The organism is Ancylobacter sp. IITR112 (assembly GCF_041415945.1).
GTDB lineage: Bacteria > Pseudomonadota > Alphaproteobacteria > Rhizobiales > Xanthobacteraceae > Ancylobacter.
On sequence record NZ_JBGCUS010000001.1, the window covers coordinates 4,028,740 to 4,042,648 of the forward strand.

Sequence of the window (13,909 nt, forward strand, 5' to 3'; positions counted from 1 at the left end):
GTTCAGGGGGCGCGCAAACTTGCGCCTCGCCCCGCTCCCCGCTCTCCGCTATGGAGGACGCATGACGACGCCCCCCGATAACGCCGCCACTGCGCCACCCGTCGACTTCTCGCATGTCGACACCTGGGTATTCGATCTCGACAACACGCTCTACCCGCCCGGGCTCGACCTGTGGCGGCAGATCGACATGAAGATGCGCGCCTATATCGCCGATTTCCTTGGCCTGACACTGGACGAGGCCTTCGCGCTGCAGAAGGGCTATTACCGCAAATACGGCACCTCGCTGCGCGGGCTGATGATCGAGCACGCCATGGACCCGGACGATTTCCTCAGCGCAGTCCACGCCATCGACCTCACCAGCCTTGAGGCCGCCCCGGCGCTGGGCGAGGCGCTCGGCGCGCTGCCGGGGCGCAAGCTGGTCTACACCAATGGCTCGCGCGGCCATGCCGAGCAGATTCTGGCCAAGCTCGGCATTTCCGAGCATTTCGCCGATGTGCATGACATCGTCTCCTCGGAATTCCACCCCAAGCCGCACGAGATCGCCTATCGCGGCTTCCTTGCCCGCTTCGATGTGGACCCCGCCCGCGCCGCCATGTTCGAGGACCTCGCGCGCAACCTTGAAGTGCCGGCGCAGCTCGGCATGCGCACCGTGCTGGTGGTGCCGCCCGGCCTCGCGGTGAACCCGGCCGATCGCGAGGCGTGGGAGCATGAGGGCCGCGACGGCGACCATATCGACGTGGTGACGGACGACCTGACCGCGTTCCTGAACGGCCTGCGGAGCGCCTGAAGCGACTCGGCCGTTGACAGAAGCGCCGCGCGACCGGACAAGACCCGCGAACAGCGGAGAATGACATGTCGAGCCAGCTTCAGAGCATCATCGAAACCGCCTTCGACAACCGGGCGGAGGTCAATTTCGAGACCGGCGGCGAGATCCGCCACGCGGTGAACGAGGCGCTGGCGCTGCTCGATGCCGGTAAGGCGCGCGTCGCCGAGCCGGGCGCCGACGGCCACTGGACGGTCAATCAGTGGCTCAAGAAGGCGGTGCTGCTCTCCTTCCGCCTCAACGACATGACCGCCATTCCCGGCGCCCCCGGCGGCGCCCATTGGTGGGACAAGGTACCCTCCAAGTTCGAGGGCTGGGGCGAGGGTGAGTTCCGCGCCGCCGGCTTCCGCGCCGTGCCGGGCGCCATTGTCCGCCGCTCGGCCTTTATCGCCCCGAACGTCGTGTTGATGCCCTCTTTCGTCAATCTCGGCGCGCGCGTCGATTCCGGCTCCATGGTCGACACCTGGGCGACGGTGGGTTCCTGCGCGCAGATCGGCAAGAATGTGCATCTGTCCGGTGGCGTCGGCATTGGCGGCGTGCTGGAGCCGCTGCAGGCCGGCCCGGTCATCATCGAGGATGACTGCTTCATCGGTGCCCGCTCGGAAGTGGTCGAAGGCGTCATCGTCCGCCGCGGCGCGGTGCTGTCCATGGGCGTGTTCATCTCCGCCACCACCAAGATCATCGACCGCGCCACCGGCGAGGTCTTCATCGGCGAGGTGCCGGCCTATTCTGTCGTCGTGCCCGGCGCGCTGCCCGGCAAGCCGCTCCCCAATGGCCAGCCCGGCCCCTCGCTCTATTGCGCCGTCATCGTCAAGCGGGTGGACGAGCAGACCCGCTCCAAGACCTCGATCAACGAGCTGCTGCGCGACTGAGCGCCGGTTCCTCGCGCTCCCGCTTGACCGTCATCCCGGCCGAAGCGTAGCGAAGAACCGGGATCGCGCGCGGCAGCGGGGCATGTCGTCGCTACGCGATCCCGGATCGGCCTGTGGCCGTCCGGGATGACGATGAGAGGAACATGCATGACCGCCACCGCACCCTCCCAGCCGCCCGCCGATCCCGTCGACATCCTGCGCACCCTCATCCGCTGCCCGTCCGTGACCCCGGCGGAAGGCGGCGCGCTGGCCTATCTCGACGCGCTGCTCTCCAATGCCGGCTTTGCCACCCACCGGGTGACACTCACCGCGCCGGACACGCCGGATGTGGAGAATCTCTACGCCCGTTTCGGCACGCGCGGCCCCAATCTGTGCTTTGCCGGCCATACCGATGTGGTGCCGCCGGGCGATGCGGCGCAGTGGCGCTTTCCGCCCTTCGAGGGCGCGGTGCATGAGGGGATCATCTACGGGCGTGGCGCGGTGGACATGAAGGGGGGCGTGGCCGCCTTCATCGCCGCTGGGCTCGATTTCGCCGGCGCCCATGGCCACGACCCGGACCATGCGGAACTGCCGGGCTCCATCTCCTTCCTTCTCACCGGCGACGAGGAAGGCCCGGCGATCAACGGCACGGAGAAGCTGCTGCGCTGGCTGGCGGACCGCGACGAGCGCATCGACCATTGCCTGCTCGGTGAGCCGACCTCGCGGGCGGAACTGGGCGACATGGTGAAGATCGGCCGGCGCGGCTCGCTCTCCGGCACCCTTACCGTGTTGGGCAAGCAGGGCCATGTCGGCTATCCTCATCTGGCGGAGAACCCGATCCCCGGCATGGTGAGGCTGCTCGCGGCGCTGGAGGCGGAGCCGCTAGACGGCGGCAATGCGCATTTCCAGGCCTCGAACCTCGAAATCGTCTCGGTCGATGTTGGCAACCCCGCCTACAACGTCATTCCCGCCGAGGCGCGGTCCCGCTTCAACATCCGTTTCAACGATTTGTGGACGCCGGAAACGCTGGCCGCCGAGATCGGCCGCCGGCTAAACGCCGCCGCCGGCAACGAGGTGCGCTACGCTCTCGCCTTCGAGCCGCGTTCTTCCGACAGCTTCCTCACCGCGCCGGGCGAATTCGTCGATCTCGTGGTGGAGGCGATCGCCCATGCCACCGGGCGCCGCCCGGAACTGTCGACGACCGGCGGCACCTCGGATGCGCGCTTCATCAAGGATTACTGCCCGGTGATCGAGTTCGGGCTGGTCGGCACGTCAATGCATGCGGTGGACGAGGCGACGCCGGTGGCGGAAGTGGTGGCGCTCAGTCGGGTCTATGCCGATGTGATCGCCCGCTATTTCGCCGCGCTCGGGCGCTGAGCACCCGCTATTTGCTCTTAAGGCCCGGCGCCAGCGCGTCGACGCGGCTCGTGCTGTTCACATCGGTGGAATAGAAATCGGTCTGGACAGTGCCGCTGATCTTCACGCAGGTGGAGGAGCCGGCGAGCCGGGTGAAGCCGGCGCCATAGGCCGCGCAGGCCGGATCGGTCTTTTCCGTCGAACCGCCCGGCGTGCGGCCGGGCCCGTCGGGCTGCGCCGCCGCCGGCAGGCTGGCGAGCAGCGCCGCGCCGGCCAGCAGCAGGCCGGGAGCGCCTTGCCACGCGCGTTTGCCTGTCCTGCTCATAGGTGCCTCCGGCCTGGTGAACGCACCCCCGACTCTCCGATGCGAATACGGCCCCAATCGGGCGCGGCGGCTGCGGCCGCCATGCGAAAATCCGGCCAGATCATTTCACTGTTTCACGGAAACGGTGAAATGATCTAATTCCTTGTTTTGTCGCGTTTTCTTCACGCGAACCGGTATCCACTTCGCTCGAAAACGCTCTAGGATGGCGCCGATCCCCCCGCCGGAGCGCCTGCCATGTCCGACACCATCCGCCCCGTTCTCGCCGCCAGCACTGCCGTGTTCCGCGACGGCCATGTGCTGTTGGCTCGGCGCGGCCAAGCGCCGGCGCGGGGCCTGTGGACTCTTCCCGGCGGGCGCGTCGAGCCGGGCGAGACGCTGGCGCAGGCCGCCGCGCGCGAGGTGATGGAAGAGGTCGGCGTCGCCTGCCACATTCTCGGCGTCGCCGGCGCGCTCGACATTATCCAGCGTGATGCGGCGGGCGAACTGCGGGCGCATTTCGTCGTGGTCAGCCACGCCGCGCGCTGGGTCGAGGGCGAGGCCGCCATCGGGCCGGAGGCGGCGGAGGTCGGCTGGTTCCTGCCCGCCGCCCTTCCCACGGAGACGACCGAGGGCCTGGCCGGCATCATCGAGGCGGCCTTTCTGCTGGCGCAGGCGGATGATGTGCCCGAAGCGCAATAGCGCTGCCGGGGCTCTTGACGCCCGCGCGGCGGCGGCGCACCACAGCCGGATGCGATGCACCACGCCCCGCCTCGTCCTGCTCGCCCTGCTGGCGAGCCTTGCCCTCGCGCCCCGGCCGGCCGCCGCGCAGGCGACGCAGGGCGGCGCGCCGCCCTATGAGGCGGATCTGATGCATCTCGCGGAAATCCTCGGCGCGCTGCATTATCTGCGCCCGCTCTGCGGCGCGGCGGAGAGCGCGCGCTGGCGCGACGAGATGCAGGGTCTGCTCGATGTGGAGGCGCCGTCGGGCGACCGGCGGGGCCAGCTCACCGCCGCCTTCAACAATGGTTATGAGAGCTATCGCCAGGTCTATCGCAGTTGCACGCCTTCGGCGGAGCTGGCGAGCCAGCGCTATCTCGCGACCGGCGCCAAGCTCGCCCGCGACGTGGCGACCCGCTATGGCAGCAATTGAGCCGGCCCGCCATTGAGCGAGGAATCGGCCGGCGGCGGACGATTATGTCACACCTGTCGCATTTATGCCGCGGCAAATTAACCGTCCTTCAATTCTTGGGCGGACGTACCGGCAGGGCATGCTAAGGTTCGGGCGTTGCGTGCCCCGCGGGGCGAACTTTCGGCACGCGGAGGATTTGGTTTGTCTCAGCACCCTGAAACGCTCGACCTCGACGACAAGGCCGACCAGGCCCATGAGGATGAGCGCCATGCCGCGCTCGCCTATCTCGATGAGGCGTGGAACGAGGCCGTCTATGACGGGCTCGACGAGGATTGCCTCGCCCAGGCGGCGCTGTTCACCGCCATCCGTTCCATGGTCGCCACCTATGGCGAGGAAGCCGCCGCCGGTTTTGCCGAGCGTCTGGCCGAGCGCATCCGCGCCGGCGAATACACCATCCCCTATAATCGCCAGTAGACGCCGCCCTCAGCCGCCCCGCCGGGCAAAAATCTCAAGCCCGTCGACATCCGATTCCACGCGATCCCAGCCCCGTGCCGCGTAATAGGGCGCGAGCGCCGGCTCCGCTGCGAGATAGACGCGCGGATGGCCGGCGGCGAAGGCCGCGTCCGTTGCCCGCGCCATCAGCGCCGCACCGACGCCCTGCCGGCGGGCCTCCGGCTCCACCCACAGCGCCGCCACCCAGGGCGCGAGCGCGGGGCGTTCCTCGACATCGCAGGCGATCAGCGCGACGCAGCCGAGAAAGCGGGTGCCGTCAAGGGCGATGAAGGTGGAGGGCACGGGGGCCGTGCCGAAGCTCTCGTCGAGCCGGGCTCGGAGTTCGGCCAGGCTCACGCCTTTTCCTTCCCACCACGCGCGCCAGACGCGGTCGGCGACGACCGGTGCGAAGGCCGGCGCCGCCCGCAGATCGGCAAGGGTGGCGGCGCCGATGAGCCCGCGATCCGGCATGGGAACTCCAACGCAAAAAGCGCGGCGACAGGCGTCACCGCGCTTGGGGATGCGCTCAAAAACGGGCGTCCCGCACGGGGACGCCGCGTCGTCTCAGCGGGCGCCGGGAACGACCTTGGGCTTGGAGGGCAGCAGGCCTTCGCGCTGGGCGCGCTTGCGGGCCAGCTTGCGCGCGCGGCGGACGGCCTCAGCCTCCTCGCGGGCGCGCTTCTCGGACGGCTTCTCGTAATGTCCGCGCAGCTTCATCTCGCGGAAAATGCCTTCGCGCTGCATCTTCTTCTTCAGCGCCTTCAGGGCCTGGTCGACGTTGTTGTCCCGAACGAGAACCTGCACGTGTCTTCCTCTTTCGTGCTTCGCGTGTCGCGCATCGTTGAATTCTGGCGATTGACGCGGGTGTTCCGGAGCCTCCGGGACGACGGGCAGCCAATCAGGGTGAGCGCACATAGCAGGACTCACCCGCCTTGTCCACCGGGGCGCGACGCTGGGCGCGACAAAGCCGCGTGCGGGCGTGCGACTCGGCGTCTACACGCCGGCGATGGCGATCACCTCAGCCGCCGCCGCCTTGCTGCGGAAGGCCAGCGCCGCCTGATATTCCGGCGAGTGGTAGCAGGCGAGCGCAGTCGCGAGATCCTTGAACGCCACCAGCACATTGCGTGAGCGCGCCGCTCCGTGCACCGCCTCGTGCCGGCCGCCGCGCACCACGAACCAGCCCTCATATTTGGCGATGGCGACCGCGTCGGCCGCGACATAGGACTTGTAAGTCTCCATGTCGTGCACGTCGATCCGCATCACCCAATAGCCGGTGCCCGGCCCCGCCGCCGGGCCCGCGAGCGCGCCGGCTGCCGGCTGGTCGCCCTCATAGCCTTCGATGATCAGGTGCTCGCCTTCCGATGAGGCGACGCGGTGCGTATAGGCGGCTTGGTATTCCGGCGAGTGGAAGCAGGCGAGCGCGGTGTCGAAATCCCGGAACTCGACCACGACATTGCGCGAGCGGGCCGTGCCCTCCAGCGCTTCCGGCGTGCCCCCGCGCACCAGAAAGCGCCCGCCAAAGGCGGCGATGGCTGGTTCCGCGCCCTTGAGATAGGGCGTGTAGCCCTCGGCGTCGTGCACATCGAGGCGGCTGATCCAGTAGCCCTTGGCCATGGGTTCGGTCCTTCTGCGTCGGTTCAGGAAAGCGCGCGGGCGATCTCGGCCTGCACCGCGCGGGCGGCGGCGGCGGGATCGGGCGAGGCGACGATGGGGCGCCCGACCACGAGATGGTCGGCCCCGGCGCGGATGGCGGCGAAGGGCGTGGCGACGCGCTTCTGGTCGCCGACATCGCTGCCATCCGGGCGCACGCCGGGGGTGACGATGGCGCCCCTCTCGCCCAGCGCCGCGCGCACCGAGGCCGCGTCGGTGGGTGCGCAGACAATGCCGTCAATGCCGATCTCGCGCGCCTGCGCCACCCGGCGCGCCACGGTCTGCGCCACCCCAGTGCCGTAGCCGGCTTCCGCGAGGTCGGCCTCGTCATAGGAGGTGAGCACGGTGACGGCGAGGATGCGCAGCGGGCTGGCGCCCTTGCCCTCCATCGCCGCGCGCATGGTCTGGGGGTAGGCATGCACGGTGGCGAAGCTGGCGCCGAGCGCGGCGAGGCTGGCGACGCCGCGCGCCACCGTGTTTCCGATATCGTGCAGCTTGAAGTCGATGAACACTTTGCGCCCGTCGGCGATCAATTCGCGGGCGAGGCCGAGGCCGCCTGCAAAGCCGAGCTCATAGCCGATCTTGTAGAAGCTCACGCTGTCGCCGAGACGGGAGATGACGCTTTCCGCCGCCCCGACCGAGGGCAGGTCGAGCGCGACGATCAGCCGGTCGCGCGGATCGGACACGGGGGCGTGCATGGCGTCGGTCTCCGCGCTCGCGCCCTCTGCGGGAAGGCGCCGTCTCGTTCAGGCGCGCAGACCCGCCCGCAGCGCCGCCTGCTCGATAAGCGCTGTCATCACCGCGCGCAACCTTTCGCGCGCCTTCTCGTCGGTGAAGTCGCCCTGCGCGTCGAACGCATGCGAGGCGCCGGCCACCATAACCTGCTCGGCCAGCACCAGGCAGCCAAGGCCGAGGGCGAGCGTCTGGCGCAGCATCATGGCGGCGCGGTAGCCGCCGAGCCCGCCGGGAGAGGAGGAGCCGATGGCATAGACCGGGCCCTTGAAGGCATCGCCCTCGCCCCCGCGCACGCGGCTCGCCCAGTCGATCGCGTTCTTCAACAGCGGCGGCAGGCCGGCATTATATTCCGGGGTGACGATGAACACGCCATCGGCGCGGGCAAGCTGGTCGCGTAGCTGCCGGGCGGCTTGCGGGACGCCTTCGGCCGCTTCGAAGTCGCCATCATAGATCGGCATCGGATAGTCGGCGAGCGAGAGCAGCACAGGCTCGCATTCCATCAGCGCCAGTTCCCGCGCGGCCAGCGCGGCGACGCTGGCGGAGAAGGAGCCGGTGCGGATGGAGCCGGCAAAGGTGACGATCCGTGGCGGGCGCATGAGAACCTCCTCCGGTGGCGCCGGGCGCCGGGCCTCACGCACCGAGGGCGCTCAGCTCCGGCGCGGCGGCGCGGGCCGCAGTGGAACGATACACCCACACGCGCGCCGGCGGCAGGTTGGCCCAGATGCGCTGGCTGACATGGGCGTCAAACCGCTCCGGCGCGAGCGGCACCGGCGAGACGACGGCATAGGTGAACTGGATGAAGGGCGCACGCGGTACGGAAAGGCCGAACGCCTGGTCCAGCAGCCCGTGGCGCTCCGGCGCCGGGCGGGTGAACAGCGGCAGGCTGGACACCACCGCGGCGGAAGGACGGTCGAGCTGGCCTTCGAGGGTCCGCGCCATGTTGTAGGCATCGCCCTCAATGACGGTGGCGGCGGGGAAGCGCAGCCGCAGCAGCTTGCAGAATTCCGGGTTGTACTCGATCAGAACCAGCCGTTCCGGCGCCACGCCACGGGCGATCAGCGCCGCCGTCACCGGGCCGGTGCCCGGCCCGAGCTCGATCACCGGGCCGTCCTGCGCCGGGTCGACATAGCCCGCCATGGTCCGCGCCAGCGCGCGGCCCGAAGGCGACACCGCGCCGGTGCGCAGCGGGTTCTGCAGCCAGGACTGGAGGAAACGGACTTCGTCGGGACGTTCTTTCGGCGAGGGGACGGCAGAACGATGGAGCATGCGACTTCGTTTCCGGTAATCCGTGGCGGGGAGGCGCGGCACGCAGGGGCGAGCGAGGCGACAGGACCGAGACCGACACTAAAGGCCGCAGCCGCTCCTGTTAAGGCCCCGTGATGACGAGCCGATTACGTTTTACCGTTCAATCGGCGTCGCCGGCAAAGAAATCTTTCACCTTGGCAAAGAAGCCGCTGGATTCGGGATGCGTGTCCTTTGAACATTCCGCATCGAATTCCGCCAGAAGTTCACGCTGACGGCGCGTCAGGTTCTGTGGTGTTTCGACGACGACCTGCACATACATGTCGCCGCGCGTGCGGCTGCGCAGCACCGGCATGCCCTTGCCCGACAGGCGGAAGCGCTTGCCGGACTGGGTGCCTTCCGGGATCTTCACCTTGGTGGTCTCGCCGTCGATGGTCGGCACCTCGCAGGTGCCGCCGAGCGCGGCGGTGACCATGGAAATCGGCGCGCGGCAGAACAGGTCCGCCCCGTCGCGCTGGAAGAAATCGTGCGGCGCGAGCGAGAGGAAGATGTAGAGGTCGCCCGGCGGGCCGCCACGCACGCCGGCCTCGCCCTCATTGCCGAGGCGGATGCGGGTGCCGTCTTCCACGCCAGCGGGGATCGCCACTTCCAGCGTGCGCTCCTTGGTGGTGCGGCCGGCGCCGGCGCAGGCGGGGCAGGGATCCTCGATCACCTGGCCGCGGCCCTGGCAGGTCGGGCAGGTGCGCTCAAGGGTGAAGAAGCCCTGTGCCTGGCGGATGCGGCCGGAGCCCGAGCAGGTGCGGCAGGTGGTCGGCTGGGTGCCGGGCTTGGCGCCGGTGCCCGAACAGGTCTCGCAGGTGATGGAGGTCGGCAGGCGGATAGTGGCGTCCTTGCCGGAGAAGGCTTCCTCCAGCGTGATTTCCATGTTGTAGCGCAGATCGGCGCCGCGCTCGCGCCCGCCGCGCCCTCCGCCGCCGCCACGCCGGCCGCCGGACATGCCGAAAAGGTCGTCGAAAATGTCGGAGAAGGTCGAAGCGAAGTCGGAACCGAAGCCGGGCCCGCCGGGCCCGCCCATGCCGTTCTCGAACGCCTGATGGCCGAAGCGGTCATAGGCGGCGCGCTTCTGCGGGTCCTTCAGAACGTCATAGGCTTCGCTGATCTCCTTGAAGCGGAGCTCCGCCTCGCTGTTGCCGGGGTTCTTGTCCGGGTGCCACTTCATGGCCAGCTTGCGGTAGGAGCTTTTCAGCTCGCCATCGCTGCAGGTCCGGGTGACTTCGAGGAGTTCGTAATAGTCGCGTTTGGACATGGGTGGTGCCGTCGCATCCTTGGCCGCCGGCGCGTCCCGCGGCGGGCGGTGCCGGCCCTCATGCAGGAAACCTGCCGGAGCACATCCCGGCGGTGATCCTGCATGCCGGGCGTGTCGCCGATCGTGGCGGCAGCGGCGCGGGCCGCGCGGCCACGGAAAGAAATCCGCCCCCGGACGCCTGTCCGGGGGCGGCGCTCAGAGCGCGATCAGGCCGACTTCTTCTTGTCGTCGTCGACCTCGGTGAACTCGGCGTCCACCACATCGTCCTTCGGCGCCTCGGCGGTGCCGGCGTCGCCCTGCTGCGCGGCATACATGGCTTCGCCCAGCTTGAGCGAGGCCTGCGCCAGCGTGTTGGTCTTGGCGGCGATGGCCTCGGCGTCATTGCCTTCCATCGCCGATTTGAGATCGGCCAGCGCCGTCTCGATCGCCGCCTTCTCCGCCGCGCCGACCTTGTCGCCATATTCGGCCAGCGACTTCTCGGTCGAGTGGATCAGCGCCTCGGCGTGGTTCTTGGCCTCGACGGCGGCGCGCCGCTTCTTGTCTTCCTCGGCATGTGCCTCGGCGTCCTTCACCATCTTGTCGATGTCGGAATCCGAGAGACCGCCCGAGGCCTGGATGCGGATCTGCTGTTCCTTGCCGGTGCCCTTGTCCTTGGCCGAGACATTGACCAGGCCGTTGGCGTCGATGTCGAAGGCGACTTCCACCTGCGGCACGCCGCGCGGCGCCGGGGGAATGCCGACGAGGTCGAACTGGCCGAGCAGCTTGTTGTCCGCCGCCATTTCGCGCTCGCCCTGGAACACGCGGATGGTGACCGCGGTCTGGCCGTCCTCGGCGGTGGAGAACACCTGGCTCTTCTTGGTCGGGATGGTGGTGTTGCGGTCGATCAGGCGCGTGAACACGCCGCCCAGCGTCTCGATGCCGAGCGAGAGCGGAGTCACGTCGAGCAGCAGCACGTCCTTCACGTCGCCCTGCAGCACGCCCGCCTGGATCGCGGCGCCGATGGCGACCACTTCATCCGGATTGACGCCCTTATGGGGCTCCTTGCCGAAGAACTGCTTCACCACTTCCTGCACCTTGGGCATGCGGGTCATGCCGCCGACGAGCACGACCTCGTCGATCTGCCCGGCGGTGAGGCCGGCATCCTTGAGCGCCTTCTTGCAGGGCTCCATGGTCCGCTGGATCAGGTCGTCCACCAGCGCCTCGAACTTGGCGCGGGTGAGCTTCATGGTCAGGTGCTTGGGGCCCGACGCATCGGCGGTGATGAAGGGCAGGTTGATTTCGGTCTGGGTCGCGGACGACAGCTCGATCTTGGCCTTTTCGGCGGCTTCCTTCAGCCGCTGCAGCGCGAGCTTGTCGTTGCGCAGGTCGATGCCCTGCTCCTTCTTGAACTCGTCGGCGAGGTAGTTGACGAGCCGCATGTCGAAATCTTCGCCGCCGAGGAAGGTGTCGCCATTGGTCGACTTCACCTCGAACACGCCGTCGCCGATCTCCAGCACCGACACGTCGAATGTGCCGCCGCCGAGGTCGTAGACCGCGATGGTGCCGGCCGACTTCTTGTCGAGGCCGTAGGCGAGGGCAGCCGCGGTGGGCTCGTTGATGATGCGCAGCACCTCAAGGCCGGCGATGCGGCCGGCATCCTTGGTGGCCTGACGCTGGGCGTCGTTGAAATAGGCCGGGACGGTGATGACCGCCTTGTCGACCTTGGCGCCGAGATAGGCCTCGGCCGTCTCCTTCATCTTCTGCAGGGTGAAGGCGGAGATCTGCGAGGGCGAATATTTCTTGCCGTCCGACTCCAGCCACGCATCGCCATTGTCGGCGCGCACGATCTGGTAGGGGACGAGCTTCTTGTCCTTCTCGACCATCGGGTCTTCGTAGCGGCGGCCGATGAGGCGCTTCACCGCGAAGAAGGTGCGCTCCGGGTTCGTCACCGCCTGGCGCTTGGCCGGCTGGCCGACGAGGCGCTCGCCATCCTCTGTGAAGGCGACGATGGACGGCGTGGTGCGCGCGCCCTCCGCGTTCTCGATCACCTTCGGCGAGGTGCCTTCCATGACCGCGACGCAGCTATTGGTCGTGCCGAGGTCGATGCCGATGACTTTAGACATGTGTTTCTCCTTCCGGCAGGCCGGCCGGACCTTCTTGAAGCACCCGGGGAGGTACAGGCAATGTGCCGCGCCCCCGGACCGGCCCCCAAACAATCGGGTACGACGCTATCCGCGCCGTTCGGGGCCGATATAGGGGGCGGCTCATTCCGCCGCAAGAAGCAGCTTGCACGGAAAAGATGCGCGGGGCCAAAGCCTCGCCGGACCGTGGCCGGACCTTGGCCCGACCCCTGGCCGGGCAGGGGGGCGGGGGCGTCAGGCGGCCGGCGTTACCGCCGCCTGAAAGCGCCCGGCCAGCGCCCGCAGCACCGGCACCTGGTCGGCGAGTTCGCGCCAGTGGCGGGGGTTGAGTTCGAGAATGGCGAGCGCTCCCGCCGGCGGGCGCACCATCTGCACCACCGCGTCCCAGTCGATACCGCCCCAGCCGATCGGCAGGTGCAGGTCGCCCTCGCCGAAGGCGACCGCCTCGGCCGGGTCGTAGAACCACACATCGCCCGGCCGGCGCTCATTGGGGCGGCCGAAGGAATCGTGCAGGTGGAAATGCGCGACATGCGGGGCGAGCGCCGCCATTTCCGCGATCGGGTCGAGCCGCGCATCGGTGCAGCGAATATAGGCGTGGCTGACATCCAGCGTCGCCTTGACGGCGGGATGGTCGATGGCGGCGAGTTCGCCCGCCAGCTTGGCCGGGGTCGCGGTCTCGCGCGCATGGATGAAGCGGAAAATGTTCTCCACGCACAGCGTCACCCCCTTCGCCGCTGCGAGGTCCCCGGCGCGGACGAGCGCGTCGCGCTGGCGGGAATAGGCGACTTCGATATCGTCGTCGGGGTCGCGCACGAAGCCGGAATGCATGACGAGATGCTCGGCGCCGATGGCGGCGGCGATCTCGATATGGGCGGCCAGCACCTGTTCATGCCGGGCCAGCCGCTCCGGCACGTCCATCAGATTGACGGCAAGCGCGCCATGCACGCTGTAGCCGAGCCGCCGGCCCTCCAGCGCCCGGACGAGGTCTTTCAGCCGGTTGTCGAGCAGGCGACCGTTCACTACGAGGTGCCAGGCATAGACCGGCAGTTCCACGAGATCGACGCCCAGCGCTTCCGCCTCGTCGAGCCCGGTTCCCACATCGTCGAATTCGGGGCTCCCTTCGCGAAGAGAGAAGCCGCAGGCGCGAATGGCGGGAACCGGAATGTGAAACTGCATCGTGTCGATCTTCCCCTGATGTCGAGTGTTAACGTGTGTGACGGCCGGGCGACATCTCGCGGCCCTCTTACGCCACATATATGGCACAGACGTAACGGCTACGCCGAATCGTCTTGATTTACGGTAGGTTAGCCGGCATTGGCGAGCCGCCGCCGCGTCACATTTTCGGCGTCATCCACCCGGCGACGGCGCCGTTGCTGTCGCGGACGATGGCGATGCGGCCGACCTCCGGCACGTCGAACGGCGCCCGCAGCACCGCCCCGCCGGCGGCGACCGCCCGCTCGCAGCGTGCATCGACATTGTCCACCGCGATATAGGGCAGCCAGTGCTCGGGGATGCCGCAGAACTCCGGCCCTTCCAGCGGGAAGATGCCGCCCACCTGCGTCTCGCCCTGGCGGATGATCCAGTATTCCGGCCCGCCCTCGATCGGCATCAGTTCGAAGCTCCAGCCCAGCGTCTGCGCATAGAACGCCTTGGCGGCGGGAACATCGCGGCTGTTGAGTTCGTTCCAGATGAAGATGCCGTGCGGGCGCCCCGCCGGCGGCCCGGCTTCCGACTTGGTTTCCATGCTGTTTCCCCCGCCCTGTTAACGCTTCGCACACCATAACCCGAAAAGCCGCGCCGGGTTCATCCCCGCCGGCCGGCCCCGCCCGCCATGTTGACGCCGCGATGGCTTGCGATGAGGCGCGAACCCTTCTAGACCGATTTCAGGCGCCGCCCGCCGA

Annotated in this window: 17 protein-coding genes; 6 read left to right on the forward strand and 11 right to left on the reverse strand. The window is 68.6% G+C overall.

Annotation, left to right across the window (positions count from 1 at the left end):
• Positions 1–61 precede the first annotated feature (61 nt).
• From AAC979_RS19145 to dapE, 3 genes are all read left to right on the forward strand, one after another.
• Positions 62–787 (forward strand): pyrimidine 5'-nucleotidase, encoded by a 726-nt coding sequence (locus tag AAC979_RS19145; protein ID WP_371348475.1) that lies wholly within the window; start codon positions 62–64, stop codon positions 785–787.
• Positions 788–852: 65 nt separating this feature from the next.
• The gene (gene dapD / locus AAC979_RS19150) at positions 853–1,695 is read left to right on the forward strand and encodes a 2,3,4,5-tetrahydropyridine-2,6-dicarboxylate N-succinyltransferase (RefSeq protein WP_371348476.1); all 843 of its coding nucleotides are present in this window, start codon (positions 853–855) and stop codon (positions 1,693–1,695) included.
• A gap of 147 nt (positions 1,696–1,842) precedes the next feature.
• A complete protein-coding gene (gene dapE, locus AAC979_RS19155; protein WP_371348477.1) occupies positions 1,843–3,051 on the forward strand; it encodes a succinyl-diaminopimelate desuccinylase in 1,209 nt (402 codons plus the stop codon).
• A 7-nt stretch (positions 3,052–3,058) separates the two neighbouring features.
• Here the strand turns inward: dapE and AAC979_RS19160 are convergent, their stop codons facing one another.
• Positions 3,059–3,355, reverse strand: a complete 297-nt coding sequence (locus tag AAC979_RS19160; RefSeq protein ID WP_371348478.1) for a hypothetical protein — start codon at positions 3,353–3,355, stop codon at positions 3,059–3,061.
• 234 nt (positions 3,356–3,589) lie between these two features.
• On the opposite strand from AAC979_RS19160, the gene AAC979_RS19165 reads away from it, so the two are divergent.
• The 3 genes from AAC979_RS19165 to AAC979_RS19175 all read left to right on the forward strand — a co-directional run bounded on the left by AAC979_RS19165 (position 3,590) and on the right by AAC979_RS19175 (position 4,937).
• Positions 3,590–4,033, forward strand: coding sequence for an NUDIX hydrolase (locus AAC979_RS19165; protein WP_371348479.1), 444 nt, complete (start codon positions 3,590–3,592; stop codon positions 4,031–4,033).
• The gene (locus AAC979_RS19170; protein WP_371348480.1) at positions 4,011–4,484 is read left to right on the forward strand and encodes a TIGR02301 family protein; all 474 of its coding nucleotides are present in this window, start codon (positions 4,011–4,013) and stop codon (positions 4,482–4,484) included. Before AAC979_RS19165 ends, AAC979_RS19170 begins: the two co-directional genes overlap by 23 nt.
• A 180-nt stretch (positions 4,485–4,664) precedes the next feature.
• Positions 4,665–4,937 carry a hypothetical protein gene (locus AAC979_RS19175; RefSeq protein WP_371348481.1) on the forward strand — a complete coding sequence of 91 codons (273 nt, stop codon included), beginning with the start codon at positions 4,665–4,667 and terminating at the stop codon, positions 4,935–4,937.
• 9 nt (positions 4,938–4,946) lie between these two features.
• Here AAC979_RS19175 and AAC979_RS19180 read toward each other — a convergent pair whose 3' ends face one another.
• The 10 genes from AAC979_RS19180 to AAC979_RS19225 form a co-directional block, all read right to left on the reverse strand.
• A complete protein-coding gene (locus AAC979_RS19180) occupies positions 4,947–5,426 on the reverse strand; it encodes a GNAT family N-acetyltransferase (RefSeq protein ID WP_371348482.1) in 480 nt (159 codons plus the stop codon).
• Between the two features lie 93 nt (positions 5,427–5,519).
• On the reverse strand, positions 5,520–5,759 hold the full coding sequence (gene rpsU, locus AAC979_RS19185; RefSeq protein WP_213755039.1) for a 30S ribosomal protein S21: 240 nt from the start codon (positions 5,757–5,759) through the stop codon (positions 5,520–5,522).
• Positions 5,760–5,948: 189 nt separating this feature from the next.
• Positions 5,949–6,569 (reverse strand): DUF1330 domain-containing protein, encoded by a 621-nt coding sequence (locus tag AAC979_RS19190; protein ID WP_371348483.1) that lies wholly within the window; start codon positions 6,567–6,569, stop codon positions 5,949–5,951.
• A 23-nt stretch (positions 6,570–6,592) separates the two neighbouring features.
• Complete coding sequence (gene pyrF / locus AAC979_RS19195) at positions 6,593–7,303, reverse strand: orotidine-5'-phosphate decarboxylase (protein WP_371348484.1); 711 nt, start codon at positions 7,301–7,303, stop codon at positions 6,593–6,595.
• A gap of 48 nt (positions 7,304–7,351) precedes the next feature.
• On the reverse strand, positions 7,352–7,936 hold the full coding sequence (locus AAC979_RS19200; RefSeq protein ID WP_371348485.1) for an NADPH-dependent FMN reductase: 585 nt from the start codon (positions 7,934–7,936) through the stop codon (positions 7,352–7,354).
• Positions 7,937–7,970: 34 nt separating this feature from the next.
• Complete coding sequence (locus AAC979_RS19205) at positions 7,971–8,606, reverse strand: class I SAM-dependent methyltransferase (protein ID WP_371348486.1); 636 nt, start codon at positions 8,604–8,606, stop codon at positions 7,971–7,973.
• 139 nt (positions 8,607–8,745) lie between these two features.
• Positions 8,746–9,888, reverse strand: a complete 1,143-nt coding sequence (dnaJ, locus tag AAC979_RS19210) for a molecular chaperone DnaJ (RefSeq protein ID WP_371348487.1) — start codon at positions 9,886–9,888, stop codon at positions 8,746–8,748.
• A gap of 206 nt (positions 9,889–10,094) precedes the next feature.
• Positions 10,095–11,990, reverse strand: a complete 1,896-nt coding sequence (gene dnaK, locus AAC979_RS19215) for a molecular chaperone DnaK (protein WP_371348488.1) — start codon at positions 11,988–11,990, stop codon at positions 10,095–10,097.
• 252 nt (positions 11,991–12,242) lie between these two features.
• Positions 12,243–13,184 carry a sugar phosphate isomerase/epimerase family protein gene (locus tag AAC979_RS19220; RefSeq protein WP_371348489.1) on the reverse strand — a complete coding sequence of 314 codons (942 nt, stop codon included), beginning with the start codon at positions 13,182–13,184 and terminating at the stop codon, positions 12,243–12,245.
• Positions 13,185–13,341: 157 nt separating this feature from the next.
• Positions 13,342–13,752 (reverse strand): VOC family protein, encoded by a 411-nt coding sequence (locus tag AAC979_RS19225; protein WP_371348490.1) that lies wholly within the window; start codon positions 13,750–13,752, stop codon positions 13,342–13,344.
• Positions 13,753–13,909: the final 157 nt, after the last annotated feature.